Source organism: Saccharospirillum sp. (assembly GCF_040881935.1).
Taxonomy (GTDB): Bacteria; Pseudomonadota; Gammaproteobacteria; order Pseudomonadales; family Natronospirillaceae; genus Saccharospirillum.
In genome coordinates, this window is the sequence record NZ_JBBECH010000089.1 from 16544 (window position 1) to 41907 (window position 25364).

Consider the following 25364-nt stretch of genomic DNA (forward strand, 5'->3'; position numbering starts at 1 on the left):
CGGGTAAAGCGCTTTTTCACTTTGTTAACTAAGCCGCCGTACCCTCTGTAAACAGCGCCTCGATCTGCTGTTCGTATTGTTTGGCAATGGTACTGCGCCGCACCTTCATGGTGGCGGTTACTTCGCCGTCGTCGTGGTCGAGTTCCTTGGTCAGCAGGGTGAAGCGTTTGATTTGCTCGACTGGAGCAAGTTGGGCGTTGCCCTTGTCGATTTCGGTCTGGACCAACTCTCTTACCCTGGGGTTTTCGGCCAGGGATTTGAAGGTGGTGTAAGCCAGGTTCTGGCGTTCGGCCCAGGTGGTGACGGTGTCGTAGTCGACCTGGATCAGCGCCACCAGGAATTTGCGCTGGTCGCCGATGACAATGCACTCCTTGATGAAGGGGCTGGCCTTCATGGTGTTCTCAATCACGCTGGGCGATAGGTTCTTGCCAGCGGCGTTGATGATGATGTCTTTCTTGCGATCGACAATGGTCAGGGTGCCGTCTTCGTGTTCTTCAACCACGTCGCCGGTGTGCAGCCAGCCGTCTTGCAATGTTTCAGCGGTGGCCTTGTCGTTTTTGTAATAGCCCTTGAAGATGATTGGGCCGCGCAACAGCAATTCGCCGTCGTCACCCACGCGGGATTCGACGCCGGTGATGGCGCGGCCAATGCGGCCCTGGCAGTTCAGGTCCATCGGTTGCAGGGTGGCGGCACCGGTGGTTTCGGTCATGCCGTAAATCTCGATCAGCGGCAGGCCCATACCGCGGAACATGGCCAGCAGGTCGGGTGAAATCGGTGCGGCGGCGGTCATGGCGATGGTGCAGCGGGCCAGGCCCAGATAACCGAGCAAGGGGGTGTACACAAAAGGCCGGTACAGGGCGTAGCTCAGTTTCTCACTACCACTCCAGTGTGATTTGGGTTTTGCACCGCGTTGCTGGGCGGATTTCAGGGCTTTGTGCAGTAGCCAGCGGCGCATCGGGCCGGTGCGGTCGCCCAACACGGTGATTTCAGATTGCATTTTCTCCCAGATGCGCGGTACGCCAAAAAACATCTGAGGTGATATTTCCTGCAGGTCGGTGCGAATGGTGCGCAGGCTTTCGCCAAAGTTGACCACCATGCGGCGGGCCATGGCGTTCATGGTCGAAAACGCCTGCTCGGCCACATGGCACAGCGGCAGGTAAGACAAAATGTTCTGATGCGTCTGGGAGGGCACCGCATCCCACAGCAAGGCCATTTGCGACCAGATATTGCGGAACGAAATCATCGCGGCCTTGGGCAGGCCGGTGGAGCCGGAGGTGAAGACGATCAGCGCTGTATCGTCCGGCTCTTGCTGGGCCAACCGGTCTGTTACGGCATTGGGTGAGTGCTTCAGTTGTGTCTTGCCGCGTTCGATCAGCGCATCGAGCGTCATCCACAGGCTGGCGTCGTAGCCATAAAGGCCTTTGGCATCGAAGACGACGATGTGTTCAAGCAGCGGCAGTTTGTCGCGTATCTCCAGCACCTTGTCGACCTGTTCCTGGTCTTCGCAAAACACTACCTTGCAGTCGGCACTGCTGAGCAGGTGCACCACTTCGTTGACCGGGCTGGTCGGGTAAATGCCGCAACAAACGGCGGCGGCACTGTTGATGCCCAGTTGCGCCACGATCCATTCCTGGCGGTTCTCGGAAATAATGCCCACGTGGTCGCTGTGTTGAATGTCGAGGTCGATCAGCCCGGCGGCGATGGCGTGGGTCTGGTCGCGGTATTGGCGCCAGGTGGTTTCCTGCCAGATGCCCATGTCTTTCTGACGCATGGCGACTTCGTCGGGCACGGTCTGGGCGTGGCGCTCCAGTAGTTGGGTAAGGCTGATGTAGCCCTGGTCGTGAAACGAGAGTTCAGACATCTCGGCGGCGCTCCTCAGTTGAGCCAGCGCTTACGGCGCTTGTAGTGCTTGATGTTTCGAAACGATTTTTTATCGTCCTGCTCGCCAACACCCAGGTAGAAGGTTTGAATGTCGGGGTTTTCGCGCAACTGCTCAACGGACCCTTCGAGCACGACCTTGCCGTTTTCCAGAATGAAACCACGATGAGCGATGCGAAACGCGGCGCTCGCATTCTGTTCAACCAGCAAGATACTGGCGCCTTGTTCCTGATTGACACGGGCGATGTTGTCGAAAATTTCATCGACCATGCGCGGTGCTAAACCGAGTGAGGGTTCATCCAATAAAATGAGCCGTGGTTGTCCGATCAGCGCGCGGCCAATTGCTAACATTTGCTGTTCGCCACCGGACAACAGGCCCGCTGTCTGGTGAGCCCGTTCCTTGAGTTTTGGGAAAAACGCGTACACAGCATCGTAATCGGGTTTCTCTTTGCGCCCGGTCAGGGCGTAGGAGGCTGCTATGAGGTTATCTTCAACCGTCATCTCGGCAAAGATGCGTCGGCCTTCACGAACGTGAATCAGACCAGCGCGAGCCAGTTCGTGAGGCGCAACCCGGTTGATGCGATTGCCATCGAACAAAATTTGACCGGCGTCGACCGAACCGTTTTCCAGCGGTAGCAGGCCGGAGGCTGCCTTGAGTACCGTGGTTTTCCCAGCGCCGTTGGCACCCAGCAGGGCGACCACCTCGCCCGGTTCGACCGACAAGGTCAGGCCCTTCAGTACCTGAATCGCGTGGTGATAGGCCACTTCAATGTTTTCAATGCTCAGCATGTCTTAACCCGGTGACGGAGTCTGGAGCGGCCCGGGTTGGCCCGGGCCGCGGCTTGGGGCGTTGCCAGGTCTATAATTCAGACCTGAATCCAGTCCGAGACCGGGTTGTACAGGCGGCTTTCGGCGTCGTACCGGTACACCCGGCCCTGGCCTATTTTGTTGTTCACAACGTTGACCGGCTCACCGAAGAAACCACTGCTGTCCCAGTTGCGAATGGCACCGAGCTCGGCCATCAGGTTATCGGGCGTGACTTCTTTGTCGGCTTCGATCACACGTTCCATGCATAGCTTCCACAATTCCAGACACAAGCGGCCTTCCAGTTCCCAGGCGGTCACGTAGCCGGAGAACCCCGGATTGATCGACCGTTTGAAATCACCGAGTTCCCGGTAGAAGGGGGCGTCTTCCTGGTCGTAGAAATAGCGGTAGGGCATAACGCCCTGGTAGCCATCGAGGAAGGGGCCTGCCTGCTCGGTTACCCGGTCGGCAATGATTTTTTCCATGCCCCAGAAGGTGCCCATAAACTGGGTGGTCAAGCCAAAGGCACGAGCGCCACCGATCAACTGCGGCCAGACTCCGGTCACATAGCCCTGCAATAGGGTGTATTCGGGGTTAGCCTGAGCCAGCTTGGTGACGTGGTTTTCAATATCGGCACCTTCGGCACGGGTAACTTCTTCCAGCACCACCTCAATGCCGAGTTCTTTCGCTACGCGGCGGCCATGCTCGATGGGGTCGCGCCCGAATTCGGTATCGGAATAAACAAAGGCGACGGTTTTGCCGCCCTTGTCGGCGATGTCACGCAATAGGATTTCAAACTGATCTTCATAGGTTGGGCCGGCCATGAACTGGTAGGGCCGGTTGGCTGGGTTCGAGAGCGCCGAGGCAAAGGAAGTTGAGCCCATCATTACGGCGTTGTCACCGGTCAGGGTAGGGCCGACCAGTTCCATAAAGCCAGTGGAGTCGCCGTAGTAAAAGTGCAGATCACCGGCGGCCTGAGCGCGCTGGAAATTGGCCAGAGCGTTGCGCGGAATGTAGCCGGAATCAGCCACTTCAACCCGAATCGGCTTGCCACCGATGCCGCCACTGTCGTTAACCTGCTGCTCGAACTCGCTAAAGGCAGGGGCCACAAGCTGGCCCGCCGTCGCGAACGGGCCAGTCATTGGCAGTGAAGCCGCCACGCGCCAGTGCGCACCTTCAGCCCGTACAATACCAGGGGCCATGCTGGCCGCGGTAAGAGCGGCGCCGGTTTTTAACAGAGTTCTTCGATTCAGGGCCATGATAGCCTCCTTTGGTTTTGTTTTTATTGATCGTCGTACTTGTTCGTCTCTTTTTTAGGTCGTTATCTATTTATTTTGCAAATGGCCAGCGTGACATAAAGCGCCAGAAACGGTCCCAGATGTTGACCAGGCCCATCGGTTCGAAGATCAGAAAGCCGATGATCATCAGACCGAACAATATATCGCGTGTGGGACTAACCCAGGTCTGGGCGGTTGCATCGCCACCGGTAATGGCCGCGGCGACGATCTTTAGCATTTCCGGTACCAGCAAAATCAGAATAGTCCCAAAAATAGGCCCAAGCGTACGGCCCATGCCCCCGGCGACTAAGCAAACGACCAGCGTGATCGACATGTTCAGCCCAAAGTCTTCCGGCAGTATAGCCGGGAAAAAGTAAGCCCACAGGCTGCCCGCCGCGCCGCAATAAGCGGCTGAGATGGCAAAGCTTTTCAGCTTGTGACTGAACAGGGCAATGCCGAGAATTTCGGCCGAGTAGTCTTTATCCCGAATCGCAATCAGTGCGCGGCCAAAACGGGTGCGAAACAGGTTTTGGGCGAACAGGAGCATCAGCACCATCACCGGCATAATGAAAAAGTATTTAGCTTGCTGGGACACCAGTTCATAACCAAAGAAAACGGCGTTGGGGGTCTCGATGCCGCTCACGCCGCCGGTCCATTCCGCCAGCCATTCCTGTTCAATCAGAAACAGAATGATGAAGTTGGCCGACAGGGTAGCCACCGCCAGATAGAGCCCTTTAACCCGCAAGGAGGGCAGGCCGAACAGCACACCAAAGGCGGCCGTGACCACGGTTGAAATCACCAGGGTGATCAGTGGAAACGTCAATGGCCATTCGTGATGAATGGCCACCGTGGTGTAAGCCCCCACCGCAAAGAACGCGCCGTGGCCCAGCGACATCAGTCCGGTATAGCCAATCAGTACATTCAGGCCTGCGACGGCAACAATAAAAATACCAATCTGGCCAGCCAGCAGCAGGGCATAGTTACTGGCAATAAACGGAAAAATAGCGAGGGCAATCAACGCGGCTACCAGCCCCCACCGTTTTGGCCAGATAGACCAGATGCCCTCATCGGCACTGTAGTCGGTCTTGAAGTGTCCGGTGATCATGGCAACAGCATCCTGTGGTCAGTCTGGTTTATGTATTTGTTATCGGAGATCCCGGTCATATTCGCTCTATCTCCTCCTGGCCCATAAAGCCATGGGGCCGGATTAGAATCACCACTAGCACGGCTACATAAGGCACGATTTCAGCCACACCACCGCCGAGCTTCCATTGCGCCATCGAGCTGAGAATGCCGACCAGCATCGAAGCGATCAGTACCCCGGCAAATGAATCCAGCCCACCCATCAGCACCACGGCCAACACAGAAAGACCAAAGAGGCCAATGGCTGGTGATAAGCCGTTGCGACTGGCCAGAATGGCCCCCGCCACCGCACCGGTTGTCGACGCGACCAGCCAGGCCGTAGAAAACACTCTGGGTACATTAATACCCATGGCGTAGGCGGTGCTCTGGTCTTCAGCGGTGGCACGAATAGCGACGCCAGAGCGGGTATAACGCAGCACCAGCATTAGGCTGGCGAATAAGAACAGGGCAACCAATAAATTGACCAGTGAACCGCTGAACATAAACAAATTCTGATCGAACAACTGGAACCGGATCGGGAAGTTGGGCCCTAGTGCCGGAACCTGCTCGGCCTCCGCCGTCCAGATTAACCCGGCACTGCCTTCCAGCACCCAGATCAACCCAACGGTGGACAAAATCATCGCAAAGGCGGACTGACCCAGCAGCGGCCGCATGACGAATCGCTCGATCATCAGCGCAAGCACCGCATTGGCTGCCAGGGCGCCAATCAGCCCCAGCAAGATGCGAGGCAGGTCACTGACCCAGCTGGCAATAGCGGCCCTGGGTGAAAACATCGGTGCATTGCCTGCATAAGCTTGTAGCCAGGCGGGTTCCCAGCTGCTCACCCAGTCGGGCATAAAAGAAGCATCGGGCAGCACCACTGAAAAGGTGAAATAGAAGTAGGCCCCGAACAAAATTAAATGGCCGTGGGCAAAGTTAACTACCTTGGTTGCCTTGAACACGGCAACAATGCCTAATGCAACCAACGCCAGAAGGCTGCCGGAGATCACCCCGTTGATCATGTACTGAATGAATTGACCCATCAGGCGAGCGCCTCTTCAGCTTTGGTTTCACTGCGGTCACTGGTGCCCAGGTAGGCTTCAATAACCGCCGGGTTGGCCTGAACTTGATCGGGTGTGCCCAGCGCAATCTGGCGGCCAAAGTTGAGCACCACCACCTGGTTGGAGATGTCCATTACCATCCCCATATCGTGTTCGACCAGCAGGATGGTGGTGCCCCAGCGGGCCTGGATATCCAGAATGAAGCGGGCCATGTCTTCGGTCTCTTCCCGGTTCATGCCCGCGACGGGTTCATCGAGCAACAACACTGTCGGCTTCATGGCCAGCGCCCGGCCCAGTTCGACCCGTTTTTGCAGGCCATAGGGCAGGGCAGCAACGGGTGCTTTGCGAATATGATCCAGCTCCAGAAAGTCGATTACTTCCCGTTCAATTTCGGCTCGAAGCCGTGCTTCCTCGCGCCGGGCTTCGCCATAGAAGAAGCCCGCCGACCAGAAGCCGGTATTTAGCCGGGTATGACCACCGAGCTTGATGTTTTCCAGCACCGACATACCCCGAAACAGGGCGATGTTCTGAAAGGTTCGGGCGATGCCGAGTTCAGCACGCTTGTCGGCACGCAGGTGAGTAATGTCCTGCTCATCGAACAGGATGCGACCCTGTTGTGGCTTATAAAACCCGGAAATGATGTTGAACAGACTGGTTTTACCGGCGCCATTGGGACCAATGATGGCGGTGATCTGACCGGACTCGGCCGTAAAGGACACATCGTCCAGCGCCTTGATTCCACCAAAGGCCAGGCTGGCCTGGGTAACACTAAGCACAGTCATACCCTCTCGGCCAGGCAGGGGGATGTAAGACATAGCATGGCAGCGACTCCAGAAGGTTCAGGTTAGCCCTGACCACTCGTTTATTGTTGTTCGTCTTGCTTTATAACTAGTCCACCCTGAGTGTTTTGTAAACGAAAGGTGGCGATTTGTTATTTTTTTGCATCAATGAGGCGGCTGAGGTTGGATCCGTGATTCGGTGTCAAGGTGCGTGGCCGGGGCTTACGGGCTTTATTAGTGGGCAATAGTTGACTGTTTTACTCAGGTATTTATAATTCGCGCCCATAGAGCCTTCTCTGCCTCCTGGGCAGGGTCTCGACTTCATTCATTTATACACATCCGGCCACTCGGGGGATCACCCGCATGAGACTGACGACCAAAGGCCGCTACGCGGTAACGGCGATGCTGGATCTGGCGTTGAACCAGGAGACAGGCCCGATCAGTTTGTCGGATATTTCCGACCGGCAGGGCATTTCGTTGTCTTACCTGGAACAGCTGTTTGCCAAGCTGCGCCGCCATACACTGGTGACCTCGGTGCGTGGGCCGGGCGGTGGTTATCAGCTTGGTCGGGCCAGCGAGCTGATCAGCGTGGCCGATGTGGTGGATGCCGTCAGTGAATCGCTCGATGCAACCAAGTGCCAGGGTAAAACCGGGTGCCAGCAGGGCGAGGTCTGTTTGACGCATCACCTCTGGCAAGACCTGAGCCAGCAGATTCATGATTTTCTGCACAGCATCTCCCTGGCCGACCTGGTTGGGCGGCGCGACATTCAAGCCGTTAGCCAGCGCCAGAATCAGTTCCTGAAAACCGGGCGTTCAGATGCCCCGAACCAAGCCACAATATTGGCCAGTCAGTTATGAGCCTGCAACCGATGTACTTTGATTACGCCGCCACCACGCCGGTCGATGAACGCGTCGCCGAGCGGATGATGGCGCACCTGACCCGTGATGGCATCTATGGCAACCCGGCCTCGCGCTCGCACCTGCTTGGCTGGCAAGCCGAGGAAGCGGTGGAAGACGCCCGCAGTGATGTTGCCGATTTATTGGGATCTGATAGCCGCGAAATTGTCTGGACTAGCGGTGCGACCGAAAGCAATAACCTGGCTATTAAAGGCGTTGCCGAGCAGTTCGAGCCGGAAGACTGTCATTTAATAGTTGCCGCGACAGAGCATAAAGCCGTGCTCGATCCGGCACGTTATCTCGAGAAAAAAGGCTATGGCCTGACTGTGGTTATGCCCGATGCCGATGGCGTTATCTCTGCTGAAACGGTCGCTAAAGCGCTGCAGCCCAACACCCGATTGGTTAGCATAATGGCCGCCAACAACGAGACCGGTGTCTTGAACCCGGTCGCCGGTATTGGCCAGCTGTGTGCCGACAACGATGTCTGGTTTCATGTCGATGCAGCCCAGGCCGTTGGTAAAATTCCGGTTAATGTCGATGACTGGCAAGCCACCATGGTGTCGGTCTCGGCGCATAAATTTTATGGTCCCAAGGGCGTTGGCGCCTTGTATGTACGGCGCCGTTCCAGCTTGAAACTGATGCCCCAGATTCACGGCGGCGGCCACGAACGGGGCATGCGCTCTGGCACTCTGGCGACCCACCAATTGGTTGGTATGGGGACTGCGGCCTCTCTTGTGGCCGAGCATCTGGCCGATGAGAGCCAGCGCATTGCCACGCTGCGCGACCAGCTCTGGCAGGGCATCGCTGACCTCGGTGATATTCACATCAATGGGGGACAGGCACCGCGAACCCCGGGCCATCTGAACGTTCACTTCGGTGGTGTTGATGGCGAGTCGCTGATGATGGCACTGCGCGATCTGGCGGTATCAACCGGTTCCGCCTGTACGTCTGCCAGTGTTGAGCCGTCGTACGTATTAAAAGCCATGGGCCTGAGTGATCAGGCTGCTCACGGTTCCTTGCGCTTTAGCCTGGGCCGTTTCACCACCCGTGAAGAGGTGGACCAAGCCATACACCGTATTAGGGCCACCGTGACGGCCTTGCGCACGCAAGCCAGCGCGGTGGCCACCTGACCTTCGCAGGGGAATGACATGAGTGAAAACATAGACCAGTACCTGAAATCGGAATACTCGGCCGGTTGGATAACCGATGTCGAGTCGCTGACGATTCCGCCGGGTCTGAGCGAAGACGTAATTCGTCTGATTTCAGCCAAAAAACAGGAGCCTGAATGGATGCTCGAGTGGCGTCTGAAGGCTTACCATGCCTGGCTGGAGATGAAAGAACCGGAGTGGGCTCACGTGGTGTATCCGAAACCGGATTTCCAGGCGCTGTCTTATTTCTCGACACCAAAAAGCATGGAAGACGGGCCCAAATCGCTGGATGAAGTTGATCCTGAGTTGTTGCGTACCTATGAAAAACTGGGCATTCCCGTACACGAACAGGAAGTGCTGGCCGGTGTCGCTGTCGACATGGTGTTCGATAGTGTGTCAGTGGGCACAACCTTCCGTCAGAAACTGAAGGATGCCGGGGTAATCTTCTGCCCGATCTCTGAAGCTGTGCATGAATATCCTGAACTGGTTAAGAAATACCTGGGTTCGGTTGTGCCGCAGAAAGATAATTTCTACGCTGCACTGAATTCGGCGGTTTTCTCCGATGGCTCCTTTGTCTACATTCCCAAAGGCGTGCGTTGCCCGATGGAGTTGTCAACTTACTTCCGCATCAACGAAGCAAAAACCGGCCAGTTCGAGCGCACCCTGATCATCGCCGATGAAGGCAGCCAGGTCAGTTACCTGGAAGGCTGCACCGCACCGATGCGCGATGAAAACCAAATGCACGCGGCTGTGGTTGAACTGGTTGCACTGGACGACGCCGACATCAAATACTCGACCGTGCAAAACTGGTACCCCGGCGATGCGCAGGGCAAAGGCGGTATTTATAATTTCGTGACCAAGCGCGGCATTGCCCACACCCGGTCGAAGATTTCCTGGACTCAGGTTGAAACCGGCTCGGCGGTCACCTGGAAGTACCCGTCCTGCATCCTGAAAGGGGATGACAGCATCGGTGAGTTTTATTCCGTCGCGCTGACCAGCAATTATCAGCAGGCTGACACCGGCACCAAGATGATTCACCTGGGCAAGAACACCCGATCGACCATTATTGCCAAGGGCATCAGCGCCAAATACAGCTCCAACGCCTATCGGGGTCTGGTGAAGATGAACCCGGGTGCCGAGGGTGCGCGCAACTACACCCAGTGCGATTCATTGTTGATCGGCGATCAGTGCGGGGCGCACACCTTCCCCTACATCGAGTCGAAAAACCCGACGGCGGTGATCGAGCACGAGGCGACTACGTCGAAAGTCAGTGACGACCAGCTGTTCCTGTGCCAGCAACGCGGCATCGATGCCGAAAAAGCGGTCTCAATGATCGTCAATGGCTTCTGCAAAGACGTGTTCCGGGAATTGCCCATGGAATTCGCTGTTGAAGCTGGGAAGTTGCTCGAAGTCAGTCTGGAAGGTGCGGTGGGTTAATCTGCCGGGGCAGGGTAGACACCTGCCTGATACGCACCCTTGAAAAACCGAATTTGAATGAAAGAGATGTGATCATGCTGAACATTAACGATTTGCACGCCCGGGTAGAGGATACGGCCATTTTGCACGGTCTGAACCTGGAGGTTAAGCCAGGTGAAGTGCATGCCATCATGGGCCCGAACGGGGCTGGCAAAAGCACCCTGGGTAATGTGTTGGCCGGACGGCCCGGCTACGAAGTCACCTCGGGCACCGTAACCTATGACGGAAAAAATTTACTGGAGCTGGAGGCGGAAAAGCGCGCCCGGGCCGGTGTGTTTCTGGCGTTTCAGTACCCGGTTGAAATCCCCGGTGTGTCCAATATGGAGTTTCTTAAAGCCAGCGTCGATGCCATTCGTGCCGAACGCGGTGACGAGGCCCTGAGTTCCATGGATTTCATTAAGCTGGCGCGGGAAAAGTGCAAGGCAGTCGACCTGCCGCAGGATTTTCTGAAGCGCGGCGTTAATGAAGGCTTCTCCGGTGGCGAGAAAAAGCGCAATGAATTGCTGCAGATGATGCTGCTCGAACCCAAACTGTGCATTCTGGATGAAACCGATTCCGGTCTCGATATCGATGCCTTGCAAGTGGTTGCCCGGGGCGTGAATGCGATGCGCAGCCCGGATCGTGGCATCATCGTCGTGACCCACTATCAGCGTCTGTTGGATTATATCGTGCCGGATTATGTGCACGTTCTGGCCAAGGGGCGCATTGTGAAGTCTGGCGGTCGCGAACTGGCGTTGGAACTGGAGAAGCATGGTTACACCTGGATCGACGAGGAGGTGGCCTAAGTGTCCGACCCGATGCAGGCAGAGCAAGCACATCAGGGGCTGCAGGCGCAGTCCGATTGGGGCTGGCTGAACGACTGGCGCGCGAGTGCCTGGTCGCAATTTGCCGCCACCCCCTGGCCGACCCGCAAGACCGAAGCCTGGAAGTACACGCCGCTTAAATCCATGCTGGATACTGAGTGGTCGCTGTTGGACCAGCCGGGTACCGCAGCCGGAACGGATTTTGCCGACTGGGGCCGTACCGTTATTACCCTGGTCGACGGTAAAGTAACCGAGCAAGATGCGTTGCCAGCAGGAGTCACCGTTCGACTGCTTTCCCAGGCAACGCCCGATCAACGGGTGCAGTTCGAGGAACGCCTGGCAAAAACCCTGGCCGGTGACCAGTTGTTCACCACCTTTAACCAGGCGCTGCTGTCGGAAGCGGTGTGGATTGATGTTGCCCCGGAAACCGTCGTCGAGAAACCGCTGCACATTAATCAGGTGCTATCGACGGATGCCAATGGCCGCGTCGTACCGGTGCGTCTGATGCTGGATCTGGGCGCACGCAGCCAAATGACGCTGGTGGAGACTTTTGCCAGCGAGTCCGACGGGCCGGTGTTTATTAACCCGGTGACGGAAATAGAGGTTGGCGACAGTGCAAAACTGACGCACTACCACCTGTTGCTGGAAACCGGCGATGTTCGCCACCTCGGCTCGGTGCAGGCTATATTGCGGGCCCACAGCCAGATGAACAGTTTTCATATGGCGCTGGGTGGCGTGCTGAAGCGCAAAGACATCGTTGTTCGGCATTGTGGCAGCGGTGCCCATCTGCAATTAAACGGCGTTTACCTGCCAAAAGGCAAAGAGCACATTGATTACCACACAACGCTTGAGCACGAGGTGCCACACGGCACGTCCAATGAAGTGTTTCGCGGCATTATCGGCGACGATGCGAAGGCGGTGTTTAACGGCCGCATTCACATCCATAAAGACGCCCAGAAAACGCTGGCTGAACTGAGCAATAAAAATTTGCTGACCAGCCACCGGGCCGAGATCAATACCAAGCCCGAACTGGAAATCTACGCAGACGATGTAAAGTGCGCGCACGGTGCGACCGTTGCCCAGCTCGATAAAAGCTCAATGTTCTACTTCTTGTCGCGCGGTATTAGCCGGCAGGAAGCAGAGGTGATGATGAGCTTTGGCTTTATTAACGAACTGCTCGAAACGCTCGATGATGATCCGGTAAAACGTTTGTTGCGGCCAATGCTGGCCGCGTTGTTCGCCAAGGAAGATGACCTTGCGAGGCATTTGCTATGAGCTTTAATGCAGAAGCAGTGCGTGCACGTTTTCCGATACTCGATCAGCAGGTTAACGGCAAGCCACTGGTGTACCTCGATAACGGCGCCACCACGCAAAAGCCGAATGAAGTTATTGAGGCCATTGCCGATTATTACCGGCACGATAACAGCAACGTCCATCGCGGCGCCCACGCATTGAGCGACCGCGCCACGGCCAGGTTCGAGCAAGCCCGGGAAACGGTGCGCGGCTTTATCAATGCGCGCAGTACCGATGAAGTGATCTGGACCAAGGGCACTACCGAGTCGATTAATCTGGTGGCGTTCAGTTGGGGGCGCGACAACCTGAAGCAGGGCGATCGCGTATTGGTCTCCAACATGGAGCATCACGCCAACATCGTTCCCTGGCAGATTCTGGGTGCCCAAACCGGTGCCGAGCTGGTGCCGATCCCAGTGGACGACCGGGGGCAGTTGGATATGGCGGCGTTCACCGATTTGCTGGACGAACGGGTAAAACTGGTGTCCATCGTGCACGTATCGAATGCGCTGGGCACGGTGAACCCGGTTGAAGACATTATAGAGAAAGCCCACGCCATTGGCGCCAAAGTGCTGATCGATGGCGCGCAGGCCGTCGCCCACTGGCCGCTCGACGTGCAGGCGCTGGATTGCGATTTTTATGCCTTTTCGGCACACAAAATGTATGGCCCCATGGGTGTTGGCGTGTTGTACGGCAAGCGCGAATTGCTCGATGTCATGCCGCCGTTTATGGGCGGTGGGGAAATGATTGAAACGGTGTCCTTTGAAGGCACAACGTTCAATACGCTACCGTTCAAGTTTGAACCAGGCACTCCGAACGTCGCCGGTGCCATTGGTACCGGAGCGGCCATCGACTTTATTAATAGTCTGGATCGCGACGCAGTCGCAACGCATGAAACCGACGTGCTTAATTACGCTGTCAGTCGGGCCAAAGCTTACCCGGGGTTAACGCTGGTCGGCGATGCCGATCATCGCGCCGGTGTGCTTGGGTTTGTTTTGGACGGAGCGCATCCGGCTGACCTGGGCACGCTGCTCGACCAGCAGGGTGTTGCGGTTCGCACCGGTAACCATTGCGCCATGCCGATCATGACCCGGTTCGGGTTAACCGGTAGCGTTCGTGCCAGTTTTGCACTGTATAACACGCGCGCCGATGTCGATGCCTTGTTTGCCGGGCTCGATAAGGCCAAAACTTTTTTGATGTAAGCGCTGTTGACCCCATATCGCGCTTTTTGACCCCATATCGGTAATAGACCGACTGGAACAACAGCCTAATTGTGAGACAGGAGTACGACCATGAGTGTTGAATCCTTTGATCCGCGTCAGTCAGCCCAGCTGACCATGACCGCCGCCGCCGTAGAGCACAGCCGCCGCCAGATCCGCGACGCCGGTGCCCAGGGCATTCGCTTGTCGGTCAAGGAAAGTGGCTGTTCCGGTTACATGTACATCGTTGATCTGGTGACGCAGCCCGATGAAACCGACGTTCGGCTGAGCATGGCGGACGACGTAACGCTGTTCGTGCAGAAAGACGCACTGTCGATCGTTCAGGGCACCGAGATCGATTTCGCCAAAGACGGAATTAATCGGGTGATCAAGTTCCGTAACCCGAACGTAACCGCTGAATGCGGCTGCGGTGAAAGCTTTGTGGTCGACAGTAAAACGGCTGATGGTGACCTGGCGGAGACCGCGCACTGATGGAAAAACGCATGGTGGTCACCCAGCGTGATGTCGAAGCCCGGCTGGTGCCGGTCGGTACGCCCATTACCATCCCGCAGGACAGCTTTGTTACCCTGACCCAATCGCTGGGTGGTAATTACACCGTGGTGCACAACGGCAATATGGCCCGCATCGACGGAACCGACGCCGACGCGCTGGGGTTTGAGCCACAAAAATTGGAATTCGAACCACGGGCCGATGGTGAAATCGACGAAGCACAGGTCTGGGCGGCCATGGAAACCATTTTCGACCCGGAAATCCCGGTGAATGTGGTCGCGCTCGGGCTGATCTACAGCGTTGCGATTACCGGACACGCCGTCAGCATTGAAATGACGCTGACGGCCCCCGGCTGCGGCATGGGCCCGGTGCTGGTCGACGATGTAAAATACCGGGTCGCCAAAGTGCCCGGTGTTGAATCGGTGTCGGTCGAGCTGGTGTTCGACCCGCCCTGGAGCCGGGACAAGATGTCAGAAGAAGCCCAGTTGGAGACGGGCATGTTCTTCTGAATCAAGTTTCGGAGTTCGGTTATACATTGGTGCCATGAGTCCGTGTCAGGCACCGGGTATACCGACCCCACAGGAGCACCCCAGGTGGCCGTCGCGGACCAGTGCCACTTAGCCGACCCCGAACTCCGAAGGCTAACCGGCGTGGCCTGGGCTTAGGCAAAGGTCATCCTAGCCATGCAGTTTTTCTTTTTTTAAGCAGATAAACAGGTCAGTTATGAGCACCGAATTCGGCACTGAAGTCACCAGCGACGACATCATTGAAACTCTGTCTTTCTTCGACTCCTGGGAAGACCGCTACCGCTATATCATTGACCTGGGCAAGGACTTGCCCGCCATGGACGATGCTCTGAAAACCGATGAGCACATTGTGCGCGGTTGTCAGAGCCAGGTCTGGCTGGTCGACGACATCGACGGCGAGCGGATCCGGTTCCAGGCTGAGTCCGATGCCCACATCGTTCGTGGCTTGCTTGCCATTGTTTTAGCTGCCTACAATGGTAAGACACGCCAACAGATTCTGGGTTTCGATACGGAAGCCTATTTTTCACAGCTGGATCTGGTCAAACATCTCAGCCCGACGCGTGGTAATGGATTGAGGGCCATGGTTGCCCGGATCAAGGACATCGCTGCTCACTGATACCGGCGTTGCGCTGGACGCCCCGGTCTGGGGGCGGCTCTAGCCGGGCCTGATCTCTCTGGCCTATCTTGGGGTGTCAAGGCTGTCAAAAGCCGCCGTGGAGCCATGGTAACGGCGGCCCTAGCCACGTATAATCCGCGCCCGACTCAATTCGTACACAGTGGAGCTTTACTGAACATGGCTATTGAACGCACTTTTTCCATCGTCAAGCCTGACGCCGTTGCCAAAAACCTGATTGGCGCTATTTACAGCCGTTTTGAAGCCGCTAACTTGCGCATTGTTGCTTCAAAAATGGTTCACCTGAGCCAGGAACAGGCTGAAGGCTTTTACGCCGAGCACAAAGAGCGTCCGTTTTTCGGTGCTTTGGTCCAGTTTATGACCTCTGGCCCGGTTATGGTTCAGGTTCTGGAAGGCGAGAATGCCATTGCCAAAAACCGTGAAATTATGGGCGCTACCAACCCGGCAGACGCCGCGGCGGGTACCCTGCGTCACGATTACGCCGACAGCATCGACGCGAATGCGGTACACGGCTCCGACGCTCCAGCCTCGGCTGAGCGTGAAATTGCCTATTTCTTCTCAAACGATGAAATCTGCCCGCGCGGCTGATCCATCGAAATAGGGCAGCCTGGGGCTGCCCTGGCAGACCGCTACAGGCAGACCATGTGGGTTTGCCGGGTCTGCTGTTTTAGAACGACCTATCGAATACACAGGTGAATTCATGACTGAACAAACGGTACAAAAAGTGAACCTGCTGGGGATGGGCATGCCCGCCCTGGAGGCGTTTTTTGTCGACCGTCTCGGCGAAAAGAAATTTCGCGCGATTCAGGTTATGAAATGGATTCACCAGCATGGCGTCGACAATTTCGACGACATGACCGACATCAGCAAAGTTACCCGGGCCAAACTACAGGAATGCGCTGAAATTGTCGCTCCGCAAGTGACCTTTCAGAAAGATTCCAAAGACGGTACCCGCAAATGGGTGATGAAGATGCCCGGTGGCAGCGCTATTGAAACTGTGTTTATCCCCGAAGACGACCGCGGCACCCTCTGTGTCTCGTCGCAAATTGGCTGCGCGCTGGACTGCTCGTTCTGCTCAACTGGCAAGCAGGGGTTTAACCGGGACTTGAGTACCGCCGAGATCATTGGCCAGGTCTGGGTTGCCGTGCGCTCTTTCGACCAGCCGGGTGAAAAACGCCAGCGCCGGGTCACCAATGTGGTGATGATGGGCATGGGCGAGCCATTGTTGAACTTCGACAGCGTGGTCGAGGCAATGGGGCTGATGATGGAAGACAACGCCTATGGTTTGTCAAAACGCCGGGTAACACTGAGCACCTCTGGCGTGGTGCCAGCCATTTATGAATTGGCCAAGGTGACTGACGTGGCCCTGGCTTTGTCGTTGCACGCACCGAACGACGCCCTACGCAATACGTTGGTGCCGGTGAACCGCAAGTACAACATTCAGTCGGTACTGGACGCCTGTAATCACTACATGAGCCGGTTCTCGGAAAAACGCGTGACCACCATCGAATATACCTTGATGAACGAAGTCAACGACAAGCCTGAACACGCTCATGAACTGGTTGAGGTACTGCGCAATACGCCGTGCAAGATCAACCTGATTCCGTTCAACCCCTTTCCAAATTCGGGCTATGAGCGACCCAGCAACAACCGAATGCACAAATTCCGGGATATTCTGTCGGCTGCGGGCTACAACGTAACCATTCGCAAGACCCGTGGCGACGACATCGACGCCGCCTGCGGTCAATTGGTCGGCGAAGTAACCGACAAGACCCGGCGTTCAGACCGGTTTATTGAAGCGGTTCAGTTGGGGCAAACAGCCGCAGATCTGGCTGGTGCCCGGTTTCAGAGGAACGCACTATGAATGTTACCCGTGCCATAGCTGTAGTCGCCTGCTCGCTGCTGCTAACCGCCTGCGTAACCACCACCGAAAGCCCGTTCCCGGGTAAACGGGATCTCGACAAGGCCGTCGAAACCTACATTCAGATCGGCTATGCGCATTTCGAGAACAACAATCTGTTCGAGGCCAAGCGGTCGCTGGATCAGGCACTGGATATTGACGATCAGGCACCCGGTGCCCATATGGGGCTGGCCCGGGTGTATGAAGTCGAGCGCGAAATAGAACTCGCCGATCACCATTTCCGGCGTGCCATCCGTTACGACGGCGGCACCGAAGCACGGTTTCAATACGCGGTATTCCTTTACAACCAGGGCCGGTATGACGATTCGCGAGATGAGTTTGAAGAAGTCACCGAGGATACTTTCTACCAGCGTCGTGCCCTGAGTTTCGAATATCTGGCACTCAGCTCACGCCGTGCCGGCCGGATCGACGAAGCCATTGCCGCCTACGAACGTGCCATCGTGCTTGATCGGTTGCTGGAGAAAAGTTATGTCGGTCTTGCCGACCTGCAATCCCAGCAGGAGCGCATGCAGGAGGCATTGCGTGCCTACCAGGGGTATGTCTCGCTGGTACGGGCCAATCGCGCGGACCAAAGCCCCTTTACACTGTGGCTGGGCATCCGGATTGCGCATGCGATGAACCATGACGACCTGTATTCTTCGCTTACACTCCAGCTGCGCAACCGCTTTGCCAGCAGTCCTGAATTTCGTGAATTTCAGAACTGGAAGATAGAACAGGGTATTTCATGAACAAGCAACACATCAGCCCGATCAAGCGTCGGGTTTCGCGCAAGATATGGGTCGGTGATGTTCCGATCGGTGGGGATGCGCCCATCGCTGTGCAGAGTATGACCAATACTGAAACCTGCGATGTGGATGCTACCGTTGGCCAGATCGAAAGTCTGCAAAATGCTGGTGCCGACCTGGTTCGGGTGTCTGTGCCCAGCATGGATGCCGCAGAAGCCTTTGGTGCGATTCGCAAACGCGTCACTATTCCGCTGATCGCCGATATTCATTTCGACTACAAAATAGCCCTGCGGGTCGCCGAGCTAGGTGTGGATTGCCTGCGCATCAACCCTGGCAACATTGGCCGTGAAGATCGTGTTCGCGCCGTGGTTGAGGCCGCCCGGGATCGTAACATTCCGATTCGCATTGGCGTGAACGCCGGGTCTCTGGAAAAAGACCTGCAAAAAAAATACGGCGAACCAACACCGGAAGCGCTGGTCGAATCGGCCATGCGCCACATTGATATTCTGGACCGGCTTGATTTTCAGAACTTCAAGCTCAGCCTGAAGGCCTCCGATGTGTTTATGACCGTGGCCGCTTACCGGCAGATTGCCAGCCAGATCGAGCAGCCGCTGCACCTGGGGATTACTGAAGCCGGTGGTCTGCGTTCCGGTACGGTTAAATCATCGGTGGGTCTGGGCATGCTGCTGATGGACGGCATTGGCGATACCCTGCGAGTGTCACTGGCGGCCGATCCGGTTGAAGAAATCAAAGTCGGGTTCGATATTCTGAAGAGTCTGCGGTTGCGCAACAAGGGCATCAATTTTATTGCCTGCCCCAGCTGTTCAAGACAGAATTTTGATGTGATCGGCACCATGAACGCGCTCGAATCGCGTCTTGAAGATGTGCTGACGCCACTCGACGTTGCGGTGATTGGCTGTGTGGTCAATGGCCCGGGCGAAGCTAAAGAAGCCGACCTCGGTCTGACTGGTGGCAGCCCGTCCAACCTGATTTATGTGGATGGCAAGCCCGACCACAAAGTGCAGAACGACACTCTGGTGGACCACTACGAACAGTTGATCCGTCGTAAAATTGCCGAAAAAGAAGCCGAAGAAGCACTGGTTATCGCCAGAAGCCAGTAACATGAGTCGGCAGGCCATTTAATAGAAGCCCCACTTGCGATGACGGGCCTTTGGCCAACAGAATTAAACAAGGGAGAGAACGGTTGTCCACATTACAAGCCATCCGTGGCATGAACGATATCCTGCCAGACGCAAGTCCGGTATGGCAGTACCTCGAAGGTCAGATCAAATCCGTGTTGGGCCAGTATGGGTATCGTGAAATTCGCATGCCTGTGGTTGAGCCGACTGCGCTGTTCAAGCGCGGCGTGGGCGAGCATACCGACATTGTCGAAAAGGAAATGTACACCTTTGAAGACCGCGGCGGCGATAGCCTGACGCTGCGCCCGGAAGGCACCGCCGGTTGTGTACGCGCCGCGTTGCAGCATGGCTTGTTGCACAATCAGATACAGCGCCTGTGGTACAGCGGGGCCATGTTTCGCTACGAGCGCCCGCAGAAAGGCCGTTATCGCCAGTTTCACCAAATTGGCGCGGAAGTGTTTGGCATCGCCACGCCGGACATCGATGCCGAACTGATTCTGGTGAGCGCGCGGCTGCTTAAAAATCTGGGTCTCAGCGACTATGTGACCCTGAATCTGAATACGCTGGGCAGCGCCGAAGCACGCGGGCGCTATCGCAAAGCGCTGGTCGATTATCTGGAAACGGTGAAAGACCAGCTCGATGAAGACAGCCAAAACCGCTTGTACAGCAACCCGCTGCGCATTCTGGACAGCAAGTCCGAAAGCACCCAGACACTGCTGGACGAGGCCCCCCAGTTTGAAGCCTATCTGGACGATGAGTCGCGCCTGCACTTTCAGAGCCTGTGTGCCCGGCTCGACAGCGCCGGTGTCAGCTACGTGGTAAACCCGCGGCTGGTGCGGGGGCTCGATTACTATTCCCAGACCGTCTTTGAGTGGATTACCGACAGCCTGGGTGCACAGGGTACCGTTTGTGGCGGTGGCCGATACGATGGCCTGGTGCCGATACTGGGTGGCAAACCAACACCTGCGGCTGGCTTTGCCCTGGGTGTCGAGCGATTGTTGCTGATGCTGGAGACGCTTAATAAGATACCCGCCAGTGTGTTTGATACCGTCGATGCCTATCTGATCATGGCCGGTGACCTGGCAGAAACCCAGGGCCTGGCTCTGGCTGAAACGCTGCGAACTGAGGTCAGTGGGTTGCGACTGGTTTCACATTGTGGCGGTGGCAGTTTTAAAAGCCAGATGAAAAAGGCCGACAAGTCCGGCGCTCGCTGGGCGCTGATTCTGGGCGAAGACGAAGTGGCCAGCAGCCAGGTTACCATTAAGTCGTTACGCGACGATGCGCCACAGCAAACCCTGGCGCAGGCAGCACTGGCGGACTGGTTGGCGAATCAGTATGGTAGCCAGTCGCAACACGTGGTCACGCACCAACAACCATAAAACAGACGCTCCGGTCGAACCGGAGAACCGGATGCCCGGCATCCGCCAGAGGAGAAAGACAGGGTGTACGATACCGAACAGGAACAGATTGAAGCGATTAAACGCTGGTGGGCAACCTACGGCAATGGCGTTATTGGTGGTATTTTGGTGGCGCTGATCGCCTATTTTGGCTGGTTGTACTACAACAACTCAGTTGACGCCAAACAGGAAGCCGCCTCGGGCATGTATATTACCCTTATGGACTTGGTGGCTGATGCTGACAGCGATGCCGGGGAGCGTCTGGCGATTGTAGACACCCTGAAATCCGATTACGCAGATACCACCTATGCGGTTTACGCCGCGCTTCAGGCTGCCAAAGACTACGTAGAGCAGAATGATCTGGCCGCCGCTGAAGATCAATTAAACTGGGCTGCAAGCAACAGCGATGAGCTATTGCAACCTGTGGTGCAAGTTCGTTTGGCCCGGGTTCAGTTCGCCCGCGACAACGGCACCGCCGCGCTGGCGACGCTCGACAGCATCGAAGCCGAAGGCTACGACCTGGTGATCAACGAACTGCGCGGTGACATCCACAGCGCCGAAGGCAATGCCGACGCCGCACGTGAAGCCTACCGTCTGGCTTACGAGCAGGCTCAGCAACAAGGCGTGGAAAGCCCTTACCTTAAAATGAAGCTGGATGATCTGGCTGCAACGACGGACGACGCTTAATGCGCCTGACTGCGTTACTAACACTGGTCGCCAGCCTGATGCTGGCCGCCTGCGCGTCAGGCCCTTTGCGAGAGGCCCCGACGCCTCTGCCCGAAGAACGGCCTGAAAAGGCCCGGCTGACGATCGACTGGTGGCACATATTGGTCGATTTCCACACCGAAGTGCCGCTGAACCGGATTACACCGACAATCACGGAACAGGGCATTCTGACGGCATCACCGCTGGGTGAAATAGTGTTGCTGAACGAGCAGGGCCGTTTTATCTGGCGCCGCCAGGTCGCTGACCAGATTGTGGCACCGGTCGCGGCCGATGAGCGCAATATGGTAGTCGTCACCGGTAACGGCGATTTGCTGATGCTTGACTGGGAAGGTGAGCCGGTATGGCGGAACGCGCTCAGCGCACTGGCAACCGAAGCCCCTGTATTGCTGGTAGATCGCATTATTGTGCAGACCACCGATGGACGCGTTACCGCACTGGAGCGCACCACGGGTAGAGCCCTCTGGTCGTATCAGGACGTCGAACCGAGCCTGACGGTTACCGGCACGGCGGCTCCGGTCGTGGTGAACGACTGGGTCGTAACCGGGCTGGCCAACGGCAAGCTGGTTGCGCTGAACCTGAGCGATGGTTCCCCCGAGTGGGAATATCGCCTGGCCCGGGCCTCCGGCAAAACCGATGTCAGCCGACTGGTTGATGTCGATGGCTCAATAACCGTGGTCGATGGCTATATTCTGGCGGCGGGTTATCAGGGTGATATGCTGGTGATTGACGCGAATTCAGGCCGGGTAGTGGCTTCCAAGCCGTTCTCGACCTATCGTTCCATTGTCGCCGGTGATGATTACTGGTTTGGCGTAAACGATCAGAGCCACGTAATCGCGCTCGAACCGGAAACGCTCGAACCAGTCTGGACGCAGGACCAGTTTACTTATCGTCGTCTGACCAACGTCGTCGAATGGCCCGGTCAGAATGCACTGGCGGTGGCCGATCATGCAGGCTTCGTGCACGTACTGGATGTCGACTCCGGTGAATGGCTGGTGTCGCATCAGATTGATTGGACTGGCATTTACAACGCACCGGTTCCCTATGGCGACCGCCTGTTGCAACAGGGCAATAGCTCGCGCATCAAGATGCTCAGTTTGCGTCGGCGCGATCAGTAACTGCTTTTGGCTGAGGCTGGAAAGCCAAATTTTAATATTTCACGTTTCGGTGGTCGCGCAATACGAGCGACGGGTGCCGGTGATGCCTCTGCGGGGGAGTCCGCAGCAAGGATGCTGCGGTCTAGGCCCCATGGATGGGTTCACGCCGACCCCGCAGAGGCATCACCGGTATCCGACGCGGACGATGGCCACCTGAGCAACCCGAACTCCGAAACGTGACTAAAATACAAACCGCGAGCCCAGTATCGGTCTCGCGGTTTCTTGCATTTTAAAGCCTGTAGAGGCACTGGAAGACGACATGATCCCTGTAATTGCCCTGGTCGGGCGACCCAATGTGGGTAAATCGACCCTGTTTAACCGCTTTACCCGCACCCGGGATGCCCTCGTGGCCGACTGGGCGGGTCTGACCCGCGACCGTAAATACGGTGACGGCAAGTTGGGCGAGCGCCCCTTTATCGTCATCGATACCGGCGGTATCAGTGGGTTTGAGCAGGGACTGGACGCCAAGATGGCTGAGCAGAGCCTTGCTGCGATCGAAGAGGCTGATGTCGTTCTGTTCATTACCGATGCCCAGGCGGGTGTGACCGCTGCCGACAATCACATCGCCCAGCATTTGCGCAAAACCGGCAAGAAAACCGTGCTGGTGGTGAATAAGACCGATGGTCTGGATACCGATGTCGTGCTGGGCGATTTTCACGAACTCGGGCTGTCGACCGATCCCCTACCTATTGCCGCGGCCCATAACCGGGGTGTTCGCTCCTTGCTGGAACTGGCTCTCGAAGACTTTCCCGAGCCGGAGCCCATAGAAGGCGCTGGGGACGACGAGCCCGACAACATTCGCCTGGCCATCGTTGGTCGCCCGAACGTGGGTAAGTCGACACTGATCAACCGCATTATGGGTGAAGACCGGGTGGTGGTTTACGACCAGGCTGGCACCACGATGGACAGCATCTACATTCCCTACGAGCGCGACGGCCAGGCCTATACCCTGATCGACACCGCCGGTATTCGCCGTCGGCGCAGCGTCTCTGAAGCCGTTGAGAAATTCTCCATCGTCAAAACCCTGCAGGCCATTCAGGACGCCAACGTCGTTGTGCTAGTGCTTGATGCACGTGATGGCCTGGTCGAGCAAGACATGCACATGCTCGGCTTTGTGCTGGAATCGGGCCGGGGTCTGGTCGTTGCCATCAACAAATGGGACGGCCTGAGCGAAGACGAAAAAAAGAAGATCAAGGAAAGCATCGACCGTCGCATGCCGTTCCTCGACTGGGCCGACATGCATTTTATTTCGGCACTGCACGGCACCAATGTCGGCCACCTGTATAAGTCGGTCGACCTGGCCTACCACTCGGCACGGCGCAAGTGGAGCACTAACCAGCTGACCACCATTATGCAGGGCGTGATTGAGCTGCATCAGCCGCCGATGGTGCGTGGCCGACGCATCAAACCCCGTTATGCACACCAGGGTGGCTCGAACCCGCCGATCATTGTGATTCACGGCAACCAGCTGGGCGACTTACCGGGCAGCTACAAACGGTATCTGGAAAACGCGTTTCGCAAGGCCTTGAAGGTGCGCGGTACGCCGATCCGGTTTGAATTCAAAGTGGGCGAGAACCCCTACGCCAACAAGCCGTCGGGCTTTGGTCCCAAGGGTGGACGCGGTGGCAAGCAAACGACCAAGAAAACACAACGCGCTCGTCGCTAGCGCCCTGCTTCTGGTGGTGTGGAGCCTGTCATCAGCGATACTGGCGGCAGGATCCACTCAGCTTGAGCGTTGCTATGAGGAACTCACCGTGCTCAGCAAGGAACCGTTGCGAACGTTGGACCGGTATCCCAGGTATTTGCTGCAGCGACACCAGGCTCAGGTCGGCTCTGACATTGCTGAAAAGCTATCTCGCTGTGAAACCCAGCTTTCAATCCTGGTTGTGGAAAACCGGCAGCTCAACCCGGGCTTGCTGAATCAGTTATGCAGCCGTTCAGAACGCGTCCCGCGTGACTACGCCAGCCTGCAAACCTATATGATGGGCATTCCGTCACTGCAGTGTGAAAGCCAGTGGTTCGATGCCCTGATGCCCGCCCAGTGGCAACAACTGCAACCGCAACTGGCGCGCATCAACAGCCTTGAGTATGAATGCACCCGCGCACTGGAAGCCCTGGCGCGGGGCGGACGGTTGCGGGAAATGCTGGCACAGACCACCCAGCGGCTGATCAGCCTGTCGCGCAGGGTGTTCACCTCCCAGTGGCGAGCTAACCTGACTGAACTGCCGGATGAGGTGGCCACCGCGCTCGCCGAACGGGAGCATCAGCTCGACCAGTGTGAGCGCTTGCTTACCGACCAATTGGCGGCTACCCATGCCGAATGACACCGTTGCCCTGAATCAGCAAAACACCCCGCTCGATCACCTCGATGATGTCTGGCTGTTTGGCTATGGCTCACTGCTCTACAAAGTCGACTTTCCCTATCTTGAATGCCAACCAGCGAGTATTCGCGGCTGGGCACGGCGGTTCTGGCAGGGCTCGCACGATCATCGCGGCACGCCGGAAGCACCGGGCCGGGTGGTGACGCTGATCGAGGAACCCAATGCGGTCTGCCATGGGCTCGCCTATCGGGTGACTCCGGATACCTTTGCCCACTTGGATGTGCGCGAGAAAAACGGTTACCTGCGCTTCTTCACGCCGATGACGTTTAACGATGGCCAGCAGGTCGAGGGGCTGGTCTATGTGGCCAGTGAGGCCAACGCCGCCTTTCTCGGCCCGGCCTCACTGACCGAGATGGCGCGACACATTGCGTTCAGCCACGGACCGTCCGGTGCCAATGCCGATTATTTGCTGCAGCTCGATGACGCCCTTGCTGAATTGGGCGCGCCCGATGCGCATGTGGCCGAACTGGCCATCCAGGTACGGCAACTGCTTGAATAACCTTCTTTACCCAGTGA

Annotated in this window: 25 protein-coding genes; 19 read left to right on the plus strand and 6 right to left on the minus strand. The window is 56.9% G+C overall.

Annotation, left to right across the window (positions count from 1 at the left end):
- Positions 1–28 precede the first annotated feature (28 nt).
- The 6 genes from WEB54_RS16555 to WEB54_RS16580 all read right to left on the minus strand — a co-directional run bounded on the left by WEB54_RS16555 (position 29) and on the right by WEB54_RS16580 (position 6924).
- The gene (locus WEB54_RS16555; protein WP_368056597.1) at positions 29–1861 is read right to left on the minus strand and encodes a long-chain fatty acid--CoA ligase; all 1833 of its coding nucleotides are present in this window, start codon (positions 1859–1861) and stop codon (positions 29–31) included.
- A gap of 14 nt (positions 1862–1875) precedes the next feature.
- On the minus strand, positions 1876–2667 hold the full coding sequence (locus WEB54_RS16560; protein WP_368056595.1) for an ABC transporter ATP-binding protein: 792 nt from the start codon (positions 2665–2667) through the stop codon (positions 1876–1878).
- Between the two features lie 77 nt (positions 2668–2744).
- Complete coding sequence (locus WEB54_RS16565; RefSeq protein ID WP_368056593.1) at positions 2745–3941, minus strand: ABC transporter substrate-binding protein; 1197 nt, start codon at positions 3939–3941, stop codon at positions 2745–2747.
- Positions 3942–4011: 70 nt separating this feature from the next.
- On the minus strand, positions 4012–5064 hold the full coding sequence (locus WEB54_RS16570) for a branched-chain amino acid ABC transporter permease (RefSeq protein ID WP_368056591.1): 1053 nt from the start codon (positions 5062–5064) through the stop codon (positions 4012–4014).
- 55 nt (positions 5065–5119) lie between these two features.
- Positions 5120–6124 (minus strand): branched-chain amino acid ABC transporter permease, encoded by a 1005-nt coding sequence (locus WEB54_RS16575; RefSeq protein WP_368055411.1) that lies wholly within the window; start codon positions 6122–6124, stop codon positions 5120–5122.
- Complete coding sequence (locus WEB54_RS16580) at positions 6124–6924, minus strand: ABC transporter ATP-binding protein (RefSeq protein ID WP_368055413.1); 801 nt, start codon at positions 6922–6924, stop codon at positions 6124–6126. The genes WEB54_RS16575 and WEB54_RS16580 overlap by 1 nt, the downstream gene beginning before the upstream one ends.
- A gap of 360 nt (positions 6925–7284) precedes the next feature.
- On the opposite strand from WEB54_RS16580, the gene iscR reads away from it, so the two are divergent.
- From iscR to WEB54_RS16675, 19 genes are all read left to right on the plus strand, one after another.
- Positions 7285–7779: a Fe-S cluster assembly transcriptional regulator IscR gene (gene iscR / locus WEB54_RS16585; RefSeq protein ID WP_368055414.1), complete on the plus strand. Its 495-nt coding sequence runs from the start codon at positions 7285–7287 to the stop codon at positions 7777–7779.
- Positions 7776–8948: an IscS subfamily cysteine desulfurase gene (locus WEB54_RS16590; RefSeq protein ID WP_368055415.1), complete on the plus strand. Its 1173-nt coding sequence runs from the start codon at positions 7776–7778 to the stop codon at positions 8946–8948. Before iscR ends, WEB54_RS16590 begins: the two co-directional genes overlap by 4 nt.
- 18 nt (positions 8949–8966) lie before the next feature.
- Positions 8967–10403 carry a Fe-S cluster assembly protein SufB gene (sufB, locus tag WEB54_RS16595; RefSeq protein ID WP_368056745.1) on the plus strand — a complete coding sequence of 479 codons (1437 nt, stop codon included), beginning with the start codon at positions 8967–8969 and terminating at the stop codon, positions 10401–10403.
- A gap of 74 nt (positions 10404–10477) precedes the next feature.
- On the plus strand, positions 10478–11227 hold the full coding sequence (gene sufC / locus WEB54_RS16600) for a Fe-S cluster assembly ATPase SufC (protein ID WP_368056746.1): 750 nt from the start codon (positions 10478–10480) through the stop codon (positions 11225–11227).
- A complete protein-coding gene (gene sufD / locus WEB54_RS16605) occupies positions 11228–12520 on the plus strand; it encodes a Fe-S cluster assembly protein SufD (protein WP_368055421.1) in 1293 nt (430 codons plus the stop codon).
- A complete protein-coding gene (locus WEB54_RS16610; protein WP_368056747.1) occupies positions 12517–13737 on the plus strand; it encodes an aminotransferase class V-fold PLP-dependent enzyme in 1221 nt (406 codons plus the stop codon). Before sufD ends, WEB54_RS16610 begins: the two co-directional genes overlap by 4 nt.
- Positions 13738–13827: 90 nt before the next feature.
- Entirely contained in the window at positions 13828–14226 is a 399-nt protein-coding gene (locus WEB54_RS16615) for a HesB/IscA family protein (protein ID WP_368056748.1), read from the plus strand.
- Entirely contained in the window at positions 14226–14753 is a 528-nt protein-coding gene (gene sufT / locus WEB54_RS16620) for a putative Fe-S cluster assembly protein SufT (protein WP_368056749.1), read from the plus strand. Before WEB54_RS16615 ends, sufT begins: the two co-directional genes overlap by 1 nt.
- 214 nt (positions 14754–14967) lie before the next feature.
- Positions 14968–15387 carry a SufE family protein gene (locus WEB54_RS16625; RefSeq protein ID WP_368056750.1) on the plus strand — a complete coding sequence of 140 codons (420 nt, stop codon included), beginning with the start codon at positions 14968–14970 and terminating at the stop codon, positions 15385–15387.
- A gap of 177 nt (positions 15388–15564) precedes the next feature.
- Complete coding sequence (gene ndk, locus WEB54_RS16630) at positions 15565–15993, plus strand: nucleoside-diphosphate kinase (protein WP_368056751.1); 429 nt, start codon at positions 15565–15567, stop codon at positions 15991–15993.
- Between the two features lie 112 nt (positions 15994–16105).
- Positions 16106–17269, plus strand: coding sequence for a 23S rRNA (adenine(2503)-C(2))-methyltransferase RlmN (gene rlmN, locus WEB54_RS16635; protein WP_368055432.1), 1164 nt, complete (start codon positions 16106–16108; stop codon positions 17267–17269).
- Positions 17266–18054, plus strand: a complete 789-nt coding sequence (locus tag WEB54_RS16640) for a tetratricopeptide repeat protein (protein ID WP_368055434.1) — start codon at positions 17266–17268, stop codon at positions 18052–18054. The genes rlmN and WEB54_RS16640 overlap by 4 nt, the downstream gene beginning before the upstream one ends.
- Positions 18051–19172: a flavodoxin-dependent (E)-4-hydroxy-3-methylbut-2-enyl-diphosphate synthase gene (gene ispG / locus WEB54_RS16645; RefSeq protein ID WP_368055436.1), complete on the plus strand. Its 1122-nt coding sequence runs from the start codon at positions 18051–18053 to the stop codon at positions 19170–19172. The genes WEB54_RS16640 and ispG overlap by 4 nt, the downstream gene beginning before the upstream one ends.
- 83 nt (positions 19173–19255) lie before the next feature.
- Positions 19256–20569: a histidine--tRNA ligase gene (gene hisS / locus WEB54_RS16650; RefSeq protein WP_368055438.1), complete on the plus strand. Its 1314-nt coding sequence runs from the start codon at positions 19256–19258 to the stop codon at positions 20567–20569.
- Between the two features lie 63 nt (positions 20570–20632).
- Positions 20633–21274, plus strand: coding sequence for a YfgM family protein (locus tag WEB54_RS16655; RefSeq protein ID WP_368055440.1), 642 nt, complete (start codon positions 20633–20635; stop codon positions 21272–21274).
- Positions 21274–22428 carry a PQQ-binding-like beta-propeller repeat protein gene (locus tag WEB54_RS16660; RefSeq protein ID WP_368055442.1) on the plus strand — a complete coding sequence of 385 codons (1155 nt, stop codon included), beginning with the start codon at positions 21274–21276 and terminating at the stop codon, positions 22426–22428. The genes WEB54_RS16655 and WEB54_RS16660 overlap by 1 nt, the downstream gene beginning before the upstream one ends.
- A 298-nt stretch (positions 22429–22726) precedes the next feature.
- Entirely contained in the window at positions 22727–24133 is a 1407-nt protein-coding gene (gene der / locus WEB54_RS16665) for a ribosome biogenesis GTPase Der (protein WP_368056752.1), read from the plus strand.
- Complete coding sequence (locus tag WEB54_RS16670; protein WP_368056753.1) at positions 24090–24791, plus strand: hypothetical protein; 702 nt, start codon at positions 24090–24092, stop codon at positions 24789–24791. Before der ends, WEB54_RS16670 begins: the two co-directional genes overlap by 44 nt.
- Complete coding sequence (locus WEB54_RS16675) at positions 24781–25347, plus strand: gamma-glutamylcyclotransferase (protein ID WP_368056754.1); 567 nt, start codon at positions 24781–24783, stop codon at positions 25345–25347. The genes WEB54_RS16670 and WEB54_RS16675 overlap by 11 nt, the downstream gene beginning before the upstream one ends.
- Positions 25348–25364 lie beyond the last annotated feature (17 nt).